Here is a 16,191-nt window from a genome sequence, read left to right on the forward strand (position 1 = left end):
TACAATCCCGGCAAGGTGGCTCCGAGTCACCGGGGAGGATGCGGACGTGACGGGAACGAAGGCGCAGATCGCGACAGCGCCGCGCGCGGCGGCGCGCCGGGATGCCGGGCTGGCGCGCAGGCTGGCCGAGCAACTGCAGGGCGAGGCACGCTTCGATGCCTTCACGCGCGGCCGGTACAGCACCGACGCCTCGATCTACCAGATCATGCCGTCTGGCGTGGTGCTGCCGCGTTCCGCCGCCGACATCGCCGCGACGTTGCGGATCGCCGCCGAGCATGGTGCGCCGGTGATCCTGCGCGGCGCTGGCACCTCGCAGAACGGGCAGCCGATCGGGTCCGGCCTGGTGGTCGACTGCTCGCGCCACTTCAACGGCGTACTGGCCTACGATCCGGAGGCCGGCACCATCACGGTCGAGCCCGGCATGGTGCTGGAGCGGCTGAATGCCCGGGTGAAGGCCGACGGCTGGTTCTTCCCCGTGGAGCCGTCCACGGCGACCCGCTGCACCATCGGCGGCATGGCGGGCAACAATTCCTGTGGCGCCCGCTCCCTGCGCTACGGCAAGATGAGCGACAACGTCCTCTCCCTCGACGCGCTGTTGCATGACGGTGAGGCCTTCACGTTCGGCCTGACCGGCAACACGGTATCGGGCGTGACCGGTTCAGCCCGCGCCGAAGCTCTCGCCGAACAGGTGCGCACCCTGGCGGACGAGCACCGGGACGAGATCGCGCTCCGCTACCCGAAGGTGCAGAGGCGCGTTGGCGGATACAACCTCGACGCGCTGATCGAGCCGCGGCCGAACCTCGCGCACCTGCTGGTCGGCTCTGAAGGCACGCTTGCCGCCACCACGGCGGTGACGCTGAAGCTGTCGCGCCTGCCGACTCATCGCGTCATGGGCGTCTGCCATTTTCCGTCGTTCCGGGCCGCGATGGAGACGACGCGGCATATCGTGGCCCTCGATCCGGTGGCGGTTGAGCTGGTGGACAACAACGTCCTCGTGCTCGGCGCCGACATCCCGCTGTTCCGCACCACCCTGGCCGACATCACCCGCGGCAAGCCGAACTGCCTGCTGCTCACAGAATTCGCCGGGGACGACCTCGCCGCCCTGAAGCGCGATCTGAAGCGCCTCGAAGCCTGCATGGCCGATCACGGCTATCCGGATGCGGTGGTCGAGATCGTGGAGCCGGCCCGGCAGAAATCCGTCTGGGAGGTGCGCGAAGCCTGCCTCAACATCATGATGTCGATGAAGGGCGACGCCAAACCGGTCTCATTCATCGAGGATTGCGCGGTGCCGCTGGAGCACCTCGCCGATTACACCGACGCAGTGACCGAGGTGTTCACCAAGCACGGCACCCGCGGGACTTGGTATGCCCACGCCTCGGTCGGCTGCCTGCATGTGCGCCCGATCCTCGACATGAAGCTGGGGGGCGACGTCGCGAAGATGCGCGCGATCGCGGAGGAGACCGCCGAGCTGGTGCGCCGGTACAAGGGCTCCTACTCCGGCGAGCACGGCGACGGTATCTCCCGCTCCGAGTTCATCGCGCCCCTCTTCGGTGACACGTTGGCGAAGTGCTTCGAAGTCGTGAAGGACGCCTTCGATCCGGACAACCGGCTCAACCCCGGCAAGATCATTCGCCCGCTCGCGATGGATGACCGGTCGCTGTTCCGGTTCAAGCCCGACTACGCGGTGACGCAGCCGATCGAGACGGCCCTCGACTGGTCGGACTGGGGCGGCTTCGGCGCAGCCGTGGAGATGTGCAACAACAACGGCACCTGCCGGAAGCTTGTTGGCGGGGCCATGTGCCCGTCCTACCGGGCGACCCGCGACGAGCAGCACCTGACACGAGGCCGGGCCAATTCGCTGCGGCTCGCCATGTCGGGGCAGCTGGGCCAGGACGCCTTCACCAGCCCGGAGATGAAGCGGACCCTCGATCTCTGCGTCTCCTGCAAGGCCTGCCGGCGGGAATGCCCGACCGGCGTCGACATGGCGAAGATGAAGATCGAGTTCCTGTACCATTATCACGCCCGGCACGGGCTGCCGCTGCGCGAGCGTCTGATCGCCCTGATGCCGCTCTATGCCGGGGCGGCGGCCCGGCTGGCGCCGTTCCTCAACCTGCGCGACCGGCACCCGGGGCTGGCGCGGCTCTCCGAGACGTTCGCCGGGCTTTCGGCGAAGCGTTCCCTGCCGCGCTGGCGTCGGCCTTGGCGCGAACAGGGTGAGGCCGCCCATCCGGACGACATCACGGGCGATGCCCGCGATATCATCCTGTTCGGCGACACCTTCAACCGCGCCTTCGAACGCGAGAATCTGGAAGCGGCCGAGCGGGTGCTGCGGGCCGCCGGCTATCGCCTGCACCGGGTCTATCCGAGCCGCGGGTTGCGCCCCCTCTGCTGCGGCCGGACCTGGCTCGCCTCGGGCCAGACCGACCGGGCGCGTCAGGAGGCGCGGCGGACCCTCGACGCGCTCCTGCCCTTCGTCCGGGCCGGCGCCCGGGTGGTCGGCTTGGAGCCGTCCTGCCTGTTGACCTTCCGCGACGAGTTCGCATCCCTCCTCCCGGGCGCGGACACCGCCCTACTGGCGAAGCAATCGATGCTGTTCGAGGAGCTGCTGGCCGCCGATCTCGCGACGGGGCGGATCGAACTGCCGCTGGTGGATCAACGCGGCCGCGTGGCCCATCTGCACGGGCATTGCCACCAGAAGTCCTTCGGCCTGATGGGCTCGGTGGAGACGGTGCTGCGGTCGGTCCCGGGGCTCGACCTTCGGGTGATCGAGTCGAGCTGCTGCGGTATGGCCGGGGCCTTCGGCTACAGGCCGGAATCGATCGAGACCTCCTTTGCGATGGCCGAGCTATCCCTGTTCCCGGCGCTCCGGGCTGCGGGCCCCGACGATCTCGTGGTCGCCGACGGGACGAGCTGCCGCCATCAGATCCACGACGGCCTGGGCATACACGCGGAACATGTGGCTCGCGTGCTCGATCGGGCTCTCGTGCCTCGACACTGAATTGCCGGACACATAGACAGGGAAGACAGGCAAGCGGCCCTGCCATGCGTCGGGGGACCATGAATAAGATCGAGTCCGGTATCGGCATCCACCGCCGTTATCTTCATGATGAGGTGGCCGACCGGATTCGCGAATTGATCCGATCCGGCGACATGGAGCCGAAGGCGCGGATCAATGAGGGTGAGCTGACGGAGCGTTTCGGCATCTCGCGGACGCCGCTGCGCGAGGCGATCAAGATCCTGGCGACCGAGGGTCTCCTGGAGCTCCTGCCGAACCGGGGTGCGCGCGTCGCCAGCATCTCGGATGCCGAGCTCGAGGAGATGATGGAAGTGATCGCGGGTCTGGAGGCCACGGCCGGCGACCTCGCGTGCCGCACGATCGGTGACGCGGAAATCGACTCCATCGTCACGGACCACGACGCGATGGTGGCGGCCTGGAAGGCGGGCGACGAGGCCGGCTACTTCAGCCACAATCGGCGCATCCACGAGGCCATCATGGCGGCCAGCCGGAATACGGTTCTGGCGAACATCTACGAGAGCCTGTCGGGTCGGATTCAGCGCTCGCGCTACTCCGCACATCAGACGCCGGACCAGTGGGCCCGTGCGATCTCCGAACACGAGCGCATGATCACGTTCCTGCGCGCCCGCGACGGCGCGTCGCTCGCCGTTCTCATGCGTGAGCACATCCGTGGCAAGAAATCGGTGATCGCCGCGAATTACGGGGCTGCCGAGGCGGTCTAAAGCACCATCCTGCGGCTGCGCTCAGGCGGCATTCTGCGCCCGCAAGCCGGCGACGAGATCGGTGAAACGGTCACCCTGCACGATGACATGGCCGCGCAGCGCGTCGGCCGCCTGCGCCGCATCGCCGGCCAGGATGGCTGCCACGATCGCCTCGTGCTCGGCGAGCGACTGCGGCACACGCTGGCGAACGCGCAACTGCAGCCGGCGATACGGCGCCAGCCGGCGATGCAGCGTAAGCGCCTGATCGGCCAGGAAGTCGTTGTGGCTCGCCCGGTACACGACGGAGTGAAAGACGTAGTTCTCGGCGTAGTAGGCTTCGGCATCCTCGGCCACCATGGCGACGCGGCAGCCCGCGAGCGCCGCCTGCAGGGCAGCGGCATCCGCGGGCACGAGCCGCCGGGCCGCGAGCCGCCCGCAGGCCGCCTCGATCTCCGCCATGGTTTCGAACATTGCCAGAAGCAGGTGCGGCTCCGGCGCGCTGACGATCGCGCCCCGCCGGGGTTTCGTCTGGATCAGACCGGTGGCAGCCAGTTGCAGCAATGCCTCCCGGATCGGCGTCCGCGAAACGCCGAATCGGAGCGCGAGCTGGTTCTCGTCGAGCCGCGATCCGAGGGCGAGTTCGCCGGCGACGATCTCGTCCTCGATCCGCTGCTTCAGACGCTGCGCGTGGCTCATCCCCCGATCCCTATTTTGCGACCGCCTCTTCAGCGCCCCTGCTCTTCCCGTCACCCGAAACGACCGCACGGCGGCGCTCGAACGAGGTCGTCGATACGGACTTAGCAACACTGACGCAGAACGTTGGCGGCGGAACGGATTGAAACGCCGTTCTCCCACGTCAGTGCTTGGTCTTGTCGCGGACCGTACGGTCGACCAATCGAAGCGCGTTTCCGAGCGGCAAATGCCCGTTTTGTACCGAAGCGCATTATGCTTCTGGATTGACAAAATATACAAGCCGGTCATTCATGCATACATAGCGACGGTGCAAAGAATGCACTGCACAACAAGTCAGCCGCGTTGTTTGCGGTGCGGGAGAGCAACATGACGCCAACTCGTCGCTCGTTGATCGCTGCAACACTTGCAGCCCCTGCCCTGCTCAGGTTCGGCGTTGGGGCCGCGCAAGCCGCCACGACCTTGAAGCTGTCCCACCAGTTTCCCGGCGGAACGATCGACGAAGGCGATTTCCGCGACCGGATGTGCCGGAAGTTCGCCAAGACCGTGGCCGAACGCTCCAAGGGCGCGCTGGAGGTCCAGGTCTATCCGGGCTCCTCTCTGATGAAGACGAACGCCCAGTTCGGCGCGATGCGCAAAGGCGCGCTCGATATGTCGCTCTACCCGAGCCCCTACGCGGGCGGCGAGGTGCCCGAGATGAATATCGGGCTGATGCCGGCGCTGGTGACGTCCTACGCGCAGGCGGTCGCCTGGAAGAACGCGCCGGTCGGCCGCAAGCTGACCGAGATTCTGGATTCCAAGGGTATCATTCTCGTCTCCTGGGTCTGGCAGGCGGGCGGCGTCGCCAGCCGCGAGCGGCCCCTCGTCAGCCCGGCGGACGCCAAGGGCATGAAGGTCCGCGGCGGGTCGCGCGAGATGGACATGATGATGAAGGAGGCGGGCGCCGCCACCCTGTCCATTCCATCGAACGAATCCTACGCGGCGATGCAGACCGGGGCATGCGACGCGGTCATCACCTCATCCACCAGCCTCATCTCGTTCCGCCTGGAAGAGTTGGCCAAGGCTCTGACCTCGGGGCGGGAGCGGTCCTACTGGTTCATGCTCGAGCCGATCATGATGTCCAAGACCGTGTTCTCCGGCCTGCCGAAGGACCAGCAGGACCTGATCATGGCGGTGGGCGGCGAGCTCGAGGCCTTCGGGCAGGCTGGCGCCAAGGAAGACGACACCCGCGTCGAGGAGATTTTTGGCAAGGCCGGCGCGAAGGTCTCGCAGCTCGACGAGAAGTCGCTCGGGCAGTGGCGTGACCTCGCCCGCGGCACCGCCTGGAAGGACTATGCAGGCAAGAACGCGAACTGCGCGGAGCTGCTCAAGCTCGCGGAGCAGGTCGCGTGAGCCACGGCTTCGACGCCGCGACAGCTCCCCCCGAGGCCCGGGGCGACGAGCCACGGTTGCCCGGATTGCTGGGCAGCCTCGATCGGGCGATGCGTCTCCTGAACCGCGTGATCCTGGGGATCGGCGGTCTCTGCCTCGTCGCGGCCTGCCTCGTGCTGACCCACAGCGTCGTCGTCCGCTACCTGCTGAAGGAGCCGACCGAGTGGCAGGATGAGATGGCGGTGTTCCTGATCATCGGGGCCACCTTTCTGTCGGCTGCCGGCGTCCAGGCCAAGCGCGGCCACGTAGCGATCGAGGCGCTCACTGGCCTGTTGTCGCCGGCCGCAAACCGGGTCCGGCTGCTGTTGGCGGACGTGATCAGCCTGGCCTTCTGCCTGTTCTTCGCGTGGAAGAGCTGGTCCCTCGATCACGAGGCCTGGACCGACGGTCAGGTCTCGCAATCGACCTGGGGCCCGCCGCTCTGGATTCCCTACACGCTGATGGCGGTCGGCATGAGCCTGCTGTGCCTGCAATTCGCCCTGCAGACCGCCGAGGCGCTGGCTTATGGCCCCCGCGCGGCCGGCTGGGCGAAGCCGAAGATCGGCCTCGGCGCCGATCTCAATACGACGACCGCGCCCGAGGGGCCGGATCCGATGGGCCGAACGGTCCCCGCCAAGGGTCAACGATGAGCACCGCCGCGATCGGCTTCCTGTACGCGGGCGCCACCCTCGGAGCGATGCTCTCCGGCATCCCCATCGCGTTCGCGCTGGGCTTCGTGGCTTTGGCCTTCATGGTGGCGTTCATGCCGGCCGCCTCCCTCGATACGGTGGCGCAAAACGTCTACGAGGAGATGGCCTCCATCACCCTGCTGTCGATCCCGCTCTTCATCCTGAAGGGTGCGGCGATCGGACGGTCCAAGGCGGGCCAGGACCTCTACTCGGCCATGCATGCCTGGATGCACCGCATCCCCGGGGGCCTGGGCATCGCCAACGTCTTCGCCTGCGCGCTGTTCGCCGCCATGGCGGGTTCGAGCCCGGCGACCTGCTCGGCGATCGGCTCCGCCGGTATCCCGGAAATGCGCAAGCGCGGCTACTCGCCGGGCTTCGCGGCCGGGATCATCGCGGCCGGCGGCACGCTGGGCATCCTGCTGCCGCCCTCCATCACCATGATCCTGTACGCCGTGGCCGCCGAGCAATCGCTCGGGCGCCTGTTCCTCGCCGGGATCGGACCGGGGCTGCTGTTGGTCGGCCTGTTCGCTACGTGGTCGGTGATCCGGTTCCGCTCGGAATACGCGACCGCGAAGGCGGTCCTGGAGCGCGGCGGCCCGGCCTCGCCGATCCTGGCGGACGAGCAGTACAGCATGGCGCAGCGGTTCTCGACGCTGCCGCGGGTGCTGCCCTTCGTGGTCCTGCTCACCGGCGTGATGGTGGCGCTCTACGGCGGCTACTCCACGCCTTCGGAGACCGCGGGTCTCGGCGGCCTGATGGCGCTGGCGCTGATCGCAGCGATCTACGGCGTGTGGCGGTTCCGGGACGTCAGCCCGATCCTGACCGCGACTCTGCGCGAATCCACCATGCTGATGCTGATCATCGGCATGTCGCTGCTCTACGCCTACGTGATGAGCTACCTGCACATCTCGCAATCGGCGGCCGCCGCGATCGTGGCGATGCAGCTCTCGCCCTGGGTCCTGCTGGTGACAATCCTGGCGCTCGTGATCGTGCTGGGCTTCTTCCTGCCGCCGGTCTCGATCATCCTGATGACGGCGCCGATCATCCTGCCGCCGCTGAAGGCCGCCGGCTTCGATCTGGTGTGGTTCGGCGTGGTGATGACCATCACCATGGAGATGGGCCTGATCCACCCGCCGGTGGGGCTCAACATCTTCGTCATCAAGAACATCGCGCCGGATATCCCGCTCTCGGACATCATCTGGGGCACCCTGCCCTTCGTGCTGCTGATGGCGGTGGCGATCCTGATCCTGTGCCTCGTGCCGGGCATTGCGATGTGGCTGCCGGACCTGCTGCTCGCCACGACGCGCTAGGCGGTCACGTCCGGCGACGTCAGTCGCGTCGCCGGCCGCGCCGCGCTATCATCACGAGATGACCGACCTCCGGACCATCCAGATGCTGCACGCGGCCAACGTCATCGCCGAGGACGAGATCGACGCGAGCGTCGAGGCGTTCTTGCAGGGCGTGGTGGCGGAACCCTACCGGTTCCGGAGCGGCCACCGGCTGAACCTCATCAAGGCAGTGCGCAGCCACCCCGGGGCGCAGGAATTCGTCGGGCGGGCGAATGTCGGCACGTCGCTGAAGCGCCCCTTCGTCCGGGCGGCGATCCTGCAGGCACGACCGCTGAAGGATTGAGCCGGCGTTCGGCCTCCCCATAGCGGCTTGGCAGCGACTCACTTAAGCGCTTGATACGATCATGCCTGCTCGCGATCAGGCTCGGCTGATCACGGGCGCGACTGCACCTGCATGAGAGACACCGATGAGCCTCGACTCCGTCCGGGCGTTCTTCGCTGAGAAGGCGCCCGATATCGCCGTTCTCGAACTGGGGACTCGCACCGCGACTGTCGCGGAGGCCGCAGCCGCCCATGGCGTCGCCCCGGCGCAGATCGCCAAGACGCTGTCGATCCGGGTCGGCGATCAGGTCATCCTGGTCGTGACCCGCGGCGATGCCCGGCTCGACAACAAGAAGGCCAAGGCGGTGTTCGGCGGCAAGGTCCGGATGCTGGATCTGTCCGAGGTCGAGGCGGCCACCGGTCACCCGGTCGGCGGGGTCTGCCCGTTCGGGCTGAGCGCGCCGTTGCCAATCTATTGCGACGTGACGCTCCAAGCCTTCGAAGAGGTCATCCCGGCCGCCGGGAGCACGCACAGCGCCGTGCGGATCGCACTATGCCGGATGGCCGAGCTGACCGGAGCGACCTGGGTCGATGTCTGCCAGGAACCGGGCTGAGCGCGTTAGCTTAGCACCCGGTCCAGTCCGGCGTGCGCTTGCCAAGGAACGCTTCCATGCCCTCTCGGAAGTCCCGGCTCATGTAGCACATGAGGATCAGGTCATCGCCCGGATGCGCCTCGCCCTCGGCGGTGGCCTCCTCCTCGGCGAGGCGGCGCAGCCCTTCCTTGGTGGCCTGCATGGTCAGGGGCGCGTGACCGGCCAGAAGCTGAGCGAGAGCATCGACCCGCTCGGTCAGGGCGGCGCGATCCTCCACGACCTCGCCAACGAGCCCGATCGCCAGGGCCTCTTCGGCCCCGACGAGGCGCGCGGTGAAGATGATGTCCTTGACCCGGGCCGGCCCGATCAACCCCGAGAGGCGCTTGAGATTGCCCTGGCTGAGACAATTGCCGAGGGTCCGGGCGATCGGGAAGCCGAAGCGGGCGTCGCGCGTGGCGATGCGCAGGTCGCAGGCCGCCGCGATCGCGGCCCCGCCGCCCGTGCAGGCGCCCGCGATGGCCGCGATGGTCGGCACCCGCAGGCGCTCCAGCGACCCGAGAACCCGGTCCATGAAGCGCTCGTAGCCCAGCGCATCCTCGGCGGTCTTGAAGTCGCGGAACTGCGCGATGTCCGTTCCGGCCGCGAACGCCTTCTCGCCGGCGCCCGTGATGATCAGCGCCTTCACGGCCGGGTTCGCGACGATCGCCTCGCAGCAGATGATCAGGCCCTGGTACATCGCGAAGGTCAGCGCATTGCGGGCCTGCGGCCGGTTAAGCACGATCCGGGCGATTCCGGCCTCATCGGTCGTGAACAGCAGTTCGTCGGTGGCGGGCGTGGCACTCATCGGAAGGCTCTCCGGGCGTCGGGTCAGGCGACGGTCTCGCGGACCACGCCCCGCGTGATCAGGCTGTCGATCTCGTCGGCCGTATAGCCGGCCTCGGCCAGGATCGCCCGGGAATGCTCGCCGAGCAACGGGGCCGGCCCGTGGACGCGGCCGGGCGTATCCGAGAATTTGACGGGAAGGCCCAGCGTTTTCATAGGACCGACCCGCGGGTGATCGACCTCAACCACCATCTCACGCGCCCGCGTCTGCGGATCGCGATGCATCGCGTTGACGTCGAGGACCGGGCCAGCCGGGACGCCGTCAGCTTCGAGCCGTGCGAGCCACTCTGCGGACGAATGGGCCTGGAAGATCGGAGCCAGCGTCGCAGCGAGTTCCTTGCGGTTGGCCATCCGGTCGCGGTTGAGGGTAAAACGCGGATCCTCGGCCAACGCGTCGGCGCCGATTGCCTTCAGAAGACGCAGCCAGTTGGTCTGGTTGGCCGCCCCGATGGTGATCCAGCCATCGGCCGTCTCGAACGCCTCGTAGGGCGCGTTCAGCGGATGGGCCGAGCCCATCGGGCCGGGCGCGACCCCCGTCGCCATCGCGATGGCCGATTGCCAGTAGGTGTGGGTGATGCCGGCCTCGAACAGCGAGGTATCGACCGCCTGGCCCCGGCCCGTCCGCAGCCGATTGGAATAGGCCGCCAGCACGCCCATCGCGGCGAGGATGCCGGCGGTGATGTCGGTCACCGGCGGCCCGCACTTCATCGGCGGCCGGCCGGGCCCCTCCCCGGTCACCGACATGAGCCCGCTCATGCCCTGGGCCACGAGGTCGAACCCGGCGCGGTCGGCATACGGGCCGGTACGGCCGAAACCGGAGAGCGAGCAGTAGACCAGCTCCGGGAACTCCTCCCGCAGGGTCTCGTAGCCGATGCCGAGACGCTCCATCGTGCCGCCGCGGTAGTTCTCGATCAGCGCGTCCGCACCCTTAAGCAGGCGGCGCAGCACCGCGATGCCATCCGGGTCCTTCAAGTTGAGGCTGATCCCGCGCTTGCCGCGGTTCATCATCATGTAGGCGGCGCTCTCGCCCTCGAGGGCGGGCGGGACGGTGCGGCGGGTATCGTCGCCGTCCATCTTCTCGACCTTGATCACCTCCGCGCCCATGTCGGCGAGCATCAGCCCGCAGACCGGCCCGGCCATGATGTGCGCGAGTTCGATCACCCGCATCCCGGCGAGCGGGCCGAACCGTCCGGTCTGTTCCGCCATCGTGGGTCTATTCTCCGGCCGGGACGATAGCACTCGGCCGGACCGGCCGCGCGTCCGGCTCCACGAATTCGTGCTCGGGATGCATCGTGAAGGCGAGCCCGGCGCCGAGCAGGCAGAGCCCGACCGACCCGATGAAGGGCAGCGTCCAACTGCCCGTCAAGTCCACCACCACACCGAAGACGATCGGCGAGACGATCGCGGCGATCGCCGATCCGGTATTCATCAGCCCACTGGCAGTGCCGGCATATTTGGGCGCGATATCCATCGGCACCGACCAGATCGGCCCGATCACGAGCTCGGCGAAGAAGAAGCCGGAGGACAGGAGCAGCGCCACCAGGGTCAGGTCGCGGGTGAGCAGCACGCCCGCCAGACTCGCAGCCGCCCCCAGGAACCCGACGACGATCAGCGATAGCCGGGCAAGTTTCACGTTGCCGGTCCGGTGCAGGATCGCGTCGCTGAGCACGCCGCCGACCGTATCGCCGACCACGCCGGCGAAGAACACGCCCGAGGCGAACAACGCCGAGTTCTTGAGATCGAGACTGTAATTTTCCTTGAAGAAGCTCGGCAGCCAGCCGAGGAACATCCACAGGGTCCAGCCGTAGCAGAAATACGTGATGCTCACCGGCAGCATGCGCCGGGTCAGCGCGCCCCACGGCACATTCTGCTTCGCGCCGACCTTGCGCGGTGCGGGCAGCGTGTCGAGCTCCGCCTGCGTGATCGCCGAGTGTTCGGACGGGTCGTCGCGGAAATACAGGTACCAGATCGCGACCCAGATGAAGCTCACACCGCCCAGGATCACGAAGCTGGTGCGCCAGCCGAAATGGTAGATCAGGAAGGCGACAATCGGGGGCGCGACCGCGTTGCCGAGCCGCGCGAAGGCGTGGGTGATGCCCTGCGCGAAGCCGCGCCGGCCCGGGGCCGTCCAGTTCTGCATCGCCCGCGTCGCAGTTGGGAAGGTCGCGCCCTCGCCGAAGCCGAGCAGGACCCGGGCGAGGAACAGGCTCACCAATCCCCCGACCATCCCGGTCAGGATCGTGGCCATGGCCCAGATCAAGCCGCAGACCAGCAGCGTCCGCCGGGCGCCGAACTTGTCGCCGACCGACCCGCCGATCACCTGGAAGATCGCGTAGGGGTAGGCGAAGGCCGACAGGATCAGGCCAAAATCGGTCTTCGACATGCCGAAATCGCGGATGATCTCGGCGCCTGCCGTGGCGATGTTCACCCGATCCAGATAGGTGATGAAATACATCACACAGAGCAGGCCGAGCACGCCATTCGTGGCGCTTACGCGCTTCGCCATCGACCGTTCCTTCCCATCGGGGCGCTGCCGCTTCCGGCCGCCTGGCGCCTCAACCTGCGGTTGGGCGCTCTCTCGTAATGCATTATTCAAACGCTTCGAGAGGCGAATGGCAACCGGGAATTACGCCTTGTCCGGGAATTGACGATGGGTGCTTCAATGGAAACGGGGGCCGCAAGGGCCCCCGTTCCAGGTTGGTCGATCGTGGCGGCCGGCTCAGGCGGTGGCGGGCTGCAGCGGTCCGGATGCTTCGGCAGGCGCCATACCGAGCGCCTTTCCGCGCGGCCCGACCCAGCGGCCGACCCATTTGCGCTGCCAGAGGGCAAGGCATCCCAGCACGATCGCCGTGAACGCTGCGTAGCCGATGAAGCCGTATGAGAACGACCCGGTATATTGCTTCGAGAGGCCCATGACGTTCGGCAGGATCGCGCCGCCCAGCGCCCCGACCTCGCCGATCATCGAACCGGCGACCGCGGTGTTGTTGGGCCAGCGCAGGGGCACAAGCTGGAACAGCGCGCCGTTGCCGGCGCCGAGCGCGGCGAAGCACAGCATGAACAGGATCGTCGTGAGCACGAGAGACGGCGTCGCGGTGAGCGACAGGAAGGTCGCGATGGCTGCGAGCAGCACCACCGACAGGACCGCAATCCCGCCCATCCGGTCGGCGAAGTAACCGCCGACGATCCGAATCCCCGAGCCCATGAAGGCGGCCAGCATGGTCAGCCGCCCAGCCTCGACCTTCGTCACGGCGAACTGCTCGTAGAAGAAGGTCGGCAGAAAGTTCGACAGGCCGACGAAGCCACCGAAGGTGATCACGTAAATCAGCGAGAACGCCCAACCGTCCTTGGTGAACAGGCAGGAGATATGCTCCTTGAACGACTGGTGCTCGGTATCCGGCGGCTCCTTGGCGAGCACGATCATGACGACCAGCGGCAGCAGCATGACGAGGCCCGCGAAGGCGTAGGTCGTCTGCCATCCATAGGCCTGCGCCAGCGGCGGGGCGAACAGCACGGCCAGCACGGTCCCGGAATTGCCGGCGCCCGCAATGCCCATGGCAAGGCCCTTGTGCTCCGGCGGGAACCAGCCCGAGCCCAACGACAGGGCCACGCCGAAGGACGCACCGGCGATGCCGAGCAGCACGCCCATCGCCAGAACGTCGTTGTAGGAGGACACGAAGAGATAGCCGTAAGCCATCGCCAGCATGATCACGCTCATCTCAGTGATCGCGGCGTTCTTGCGGCCGATATACTGGGCCAGGATCCCGAGGGGGAAGCGCATCAGAGCACCCGCGAGGATCGGCAGCGAGATCATGAAGCCGGTCTGCGCCGGGGTCAGCTTGTAGGTCTCGGTGATGAACGGGCCCATGGCGCCGTTCAGGACCCAGATCGCGAAGCAGAAATCGAAGTAGAGGAACGCCGCGAACAGAGTTGGGGGGTGCCCCGACTTCATCACCGTCTTGAAGCTGGCCATAGGGGTGCTCGTCTATAGTGGGCAAACCGCAACGCGGTCGCTCATGCCGGGGGATCCGGACTCACACCGTCCGCTATTTGGAGCGTCGTTGCTCCGCGGCCGCAACAGGCGCGGCTTCCTCGGCAATGCAGCAAGTGTGCCAGATCGCACGTTGCGGCAGTTGCGACCTCGGGAGGCAGGACGTCTGCATGCCGATCGCTATCCGAGCGTGCCGGTGCCGCTCGCGAAGGCAGAGCTGCCGAGTAAACGGGCGCCGTACCACGATCGTGGACCGACCATGCCGGATCTTGCGCAGGCTTCCCTGATCGCCGGTCTTGGGTCCGTCAGCTCAGAACGCGATCACCGTAGCGGCACAACGGCAACACCGCCCCGGAGAAGAGCATTGCGGACTGCCCGACACCGGCTACGCAACTTGGCGGCGACACCGGATATTTGCTAAGTCCCGGACTGAGCTGGGCCACGTATTCGTGCCAGCCCGCTCGATCGCGCGCCGCCACGCCTCGCGGTGTCGCCATCTAAGGAAATCGTTGCATGTCCGCCCCGATCCGCCGCCTTTGTCTGGCCGGCCTTGCCGCCCTCGCGTTGACCGCGACCGCTCATGCCCAGGGTCGCGGCCCAGTCGCCGAATCCGGCATCGACGGCTTCGGCGATGACGGGCAACTCTATCAGGATCAGAACGGCGCGCTCTATGTGCGGCGCGGCGGCCGTTACCTGCCGTATACCGGACGCACGGACATCGTTCGCCCGGCGCCAACGGCTCCGGCCGCACCGCCCCCGGCGGCCGGTCTTGAGGCAGACCCGACCCAGCCGGCCCGGCCCGGCAGCGCCGCGGGTGCTCCGGGGCTTTCGCCCCTCGAAGCCGCGAAGGCCAAGGCCGTTCTGCGAGCCCCGGACAACGAGCCGATCGATTACGCGAAGGCTTACGGGCCGGTCACGGACGACGTGTTCCCGGTTCAGGCTTTCAACTACAAGAAGATGAACCCGGCGTTCCTGCGCCAGGAGATCGCCTATAACGGCCCGTACGAGCCCGGGACGATCATCGTCGATCCGCGGGCGCACCAGCTGACCCTGGTCCAGGAGAATGGCCGGGCGCGCCGCTACGGCGTCGGCGTCGGCAAGCAGGGCTTCTCGTGGTCCGGCAACGCGACGGTCAACTCCAAGCAGGCTTGGCCGGACTGGTACCCGCCGAAGGAGATGATCGCCCGCAGCCCCAAGCTGGCGAGCGAAGTCGACAAGCTTCAGAGCGGCCTCGGCGTCGCCGGCGGCCTGCGCAACCCGCTCGGGGCCCGCGCCATGTACCTTTGGCAGGGCAACAAGGACACGCTGTTCCGCATCCACGGCACTCTCGAGCCGTTCTCGATCGGAAAGAGCGTGTCGTCGGGCTGCATCCGGATGATCAATCAGGACGCGATCGACCTGTTCAGCCGCGTCACGGTCGGCAGCAAAGTGGTGGTGCTGAACTGATCCCGCTGTGATTCTGGGCGGCGATGATCGGCGCCTCAGAACAGGCCGCGCCGATGCTCGCCGAGGATCCGGCGGACGGTGCCGGCCTCGGAGCGGTAGACGACGGTCTCGGTCTGGATCCGGTCCGGCCGGAAGCGGACGCCCCGTAGCAACGCGCCATCGGTGACGCCGGTGGCCGCCACGATCACGTCGCCGCTCGCCAGATCGGTCAGATCGTATTTCCGATCGAGATCCGAAATTCCCATCTCGGCGGCCCGGCGGCGCCGTTCGGCCGTGTCTAGGATCAGCCGTCCCTGCATCTGGCCACCGATGCAGCGCATCGCCGCGGCGGCCAGCACGCCCTCGGGCGCCGCGCCGATCCCGAGATAGAGATCGATGCCGGTCTCTTCTGAGCTCGCCGTGAAGATGATGCCGGCGATATCGCCATCCGAGATCAGGCGGACAGCGGCTCCGGCTTCCCGCACCTCAGCCACGAGCGCCGCGTGACGGGGCCGGTCCAGGATCAGCGCGGTGATCTGCCGGGGATCGACCCCCTTGGCACGCGCGAGCGCACGGACATTGTCGGTGGGGCTGGCATCGAGATCGACCAGGCCGGCCGGATAACCCGAACCGATGGCGATCTTCTGCATGTAGACATCGGGGGCCGCCAGCAGGGAGCCGCGTTCCGCCATCGCCATGACGGCGATCGCCCCGGGCATATCCTTGGCGCAGAGCGTCGTGCCTTCGAGGGGATCGACGGCGATGTCCACCTCGGGCCCCTCCCCGCGGCCGAGTTGCTCGCCGATGAACAGCATCGGCGCCTGATCGCGCTCGCCCTCCCCGATCACCACGGTGCCCCGGACGGGAAGACTGTTGAGTTCGTCGCGCATGGCATCGACCGCCGCCTGATCGGCGGCTTTCTCGTCACCCTTTCCGCGCAGGCGCGCCGCCGCGATGGCGGCGCGCTCGGTCACCCGGGCGAGTTCCAGGGCGAGCATGCGCGGCACCCCGCGGGACGCGGGCATCTGAGTGTCGGCCATCGTTTCCTGCCTTTGTCCGGGTCCGATCTGTGTCGGATCCCGATCTAAACGCCGTCGGGCGAGCGACGTTCAGCCTAAGCTGCGTTTCGGGCGGGCCCATAAACTACATTACGTCGGCGCATTCGCGCATCGGATCGTTTTGCAGGT

General features: G+C 67.5%; 14 protein-coding genes. 8 read left to right on the forward strand and 6 right to left on the reverse strand.

Annotated features, from left to right (window positions below):
• The first annotated feature begins 46 nt into the window (after nucleotides 1–46).
• Together MKK84_RS12130 and MKK84_RS12135 are read left to right on the forward strand one after the other, a co-directional pair.
• Entirely contained in the window at nucleotides 47–2,998 is a 2,952-nt protein-coding gene (locus MKK84_RS12130) for an FAD-binding and (Fe-S)-binding domain-containing protein (RefSeq protein ID WP_243920048.1), read from the forward strand.
• Nucleotides 2,999–3,057: 59 nt separating this feature from the next.
• A complete protein-coding gene (locus tag MKK84_RS12135; protein ID WP_243920050.1) occupies nucleotides 3,058–3,738 on the forward strand; it encodes a GntR family transcriptional regulator in 681 nt (226 codons plus the stop codon).
• A gap of 21 nt (nucleotides 3,739–3,759) precedes the next feature.
• Here MKK84_RS12135 and MKK84_RS12140 read toward each other — a convergent pair whose 3' ends face one another.
• Complete coding sequence (locus MKK84_RS12140; RefSeq protein ID WP_243920051.1) at nucleotides 3,760–4,413, reverse strand: GntR family transcriptional regulator; 654 nt, start codon at nucleotides 4,411–4,413, stop codon at nucleotides 3,760–3,762.
• Nucleotides 4,414–4,776: 363 nt separating this feature from the next.
• On the opposite strand from MKK84_RS12140, the gene dctP reads away from it, so the two are divergent.
• The 5 genes from dctP to MKK84_RS12165 all read left to right on the forward strand — a co-directional run bounded on the left by dctP (nucleotide 4,777) and on the right by MKK84_RS12165 (nucleotide 8,730).
• Nucleotides 4,777–5,799, forward strand: coding sequence for a TRAP transporter substrate-binding protein DctP (gene dctP / locus MKK84_RS12145; RefSeq protein WP_243920052.1), 1,023 nt, complete (start codon nucleotides 4,777–4,779; stop codon nucleotides 5,797–5,799).
• Complete coding sequence (locus tag MKK84_RS12150) at nucleotides 5,796–6,467, forward strand: TRAP transporter small permease (RefSeq protein ID WP_243920053.1); 672 nt, start codon at nucleotides 5,796–5,798, stop codon at nucleotides 6,465–6,467. The genes dctP and MKK84_RS12150 overlap by 4 nt, the downstream gene beginning before the upstream one ends.
• Nucleotides 6,464–7,816 (forward strand): TRAP transporter large permease, encoded by a 1,353-nt coding sequence (locus MKK84_RS12155; protein WP_243920054.1) that lies wholly within the window; start codon nucleotides 6,464–6,466, stop codon nucleotides 7,814–7,816. Before MKK84_RS12150 ends, MKK84_RS12155 begins: the two co-directional genes overlap by 4 nt.
• 58 nt (nucleotides 7,817–7,874) lie before the next feature.
• Complete coding sequence (locus tag MKK84_RS12160) at nucleotides 7,875–8,138, forward strand: hypothetical protein (protein ID WP_243920055.1); 264 nt, start codon at nucleotides 7,875–7,877, stop codon at nucleotides 8,136–8,138.
• A gap of 124 nt (nucleotides 8,139–8,262) precedes the next feature.
• Entirely contained in the window at nucleotides 8,263–8,730 is a 468-nt protein-coding gene (locus MKK84_RS12165) for a YbaK/EbsC family protein (RefSeq protein WP_243920056.1), read from the forward strand.
• A 10-nt stretch (nucleotides 8,731–8,740) separates the two neighbouring features.
• On the opposite strand, the gene MKK84_RS12170 is transcribed toward MKK84_RS12165, so the two are convergent.
• From MKK84_RS12170 to MKK84_RS12185, 4 genes are all read right to left on the reverse strand, one after another.
• Nucleotides 8,741–9,553, reverse strand: a complete 813-nt coding sequence (locus MKK84_RS12170; RefSeq protein WP_243920058.1) for an enoyl-CoA hydratase/isomerase family protein — start codon at nucleotides 9,551–9,553, stop codon at nucleotides 8,741–8,743.
• A gap of 23 nt (nucleotides 9,554–9,576) precedes the next feature.
• Entirely contained in the window at nucleotides 9,577–10,797 is a 1,221-nt protein-coding gene (locus tag MKK84_RS12175; RefSeq protein WP_243920060.1) for a CaiB/BaiF CoA transferase family protein, read from the reverse strand.
• A 7-nt stretch (nucleotides 10,798–10,804) separates the two neighbouring features.
• The gene (locus MKK84_RS12180; RefSeq protein WP_243920062.1) at nucleotides 10,805–12,097 is read right to left on the reverse strand and encodes an MFS transporter; all 1,293 of its coding nucleotides are present in this window, start codon (nucleotides 12,095–12,097) and stop codon (nucleotides 10,805–10,807) included.
• Between the two features lie 213 nt (nucleotides 12,098–12,310).
• Nucleotides 12,311–13,561: a nitrate/nitrite transporter gene (locus MKK84_RS12185; RefSeq protein WP_243920064.1), complete on the reverse strand. Its 1,251-nt coding sequence runs from the start codon at nucleotides 13,559–13,561 to the stop codon at nucleotides 12,311–12,313.
• A gap of 531 nt (nucleotides 13,562–14,092) precedes the next feature.
• On the opposite strand from MKK84_RS12185, the gene MKK84_RS12190 reads away from it, so the two are divergent.
• The gene (locus tag MKK84_RS12190; protein WP_243920066.1) at nucleotides 14,093–15,025 is read left to right on the forward strand and encodes a L,D-transpeptidase; all 933 of its coding nucleotides are present in this window, start codon (nucleotides 14,093–14,095) and stop codon (nucleotides 15,023–15,025) included.
• Nucleotides 15,026–15,060: 35 nt separating this feature from the next.
• Here the strand turns inward: MKK84_RS12190 and glpX are convergent, their stop codons facing one another.
• The gene (glpX, locus tag MKK84_RS12195; protein ID WP_243920067.1) at nucleotides 15,061–16,044 is read right to left on the reverse strand and encodes a class II fructose-bisphosphatase; all 984 of its coding nucleotides are present in this window, start codon (nucleotides 16,042–16,044) and stop codon (nucleotides 15,061–15,063) included.
• Nucleotides 16,045–16,191 lie beyond the last annotated feature (147 nt).

This window comes from Methylobacterium sp. E-065, assembly GCF_022829605.1.
Lineage (GTDB): Bacteria > Pseudomonadota > Alphaproteobacteria > Rhizobiales > Beijerinckiaceae > Methylobacterium.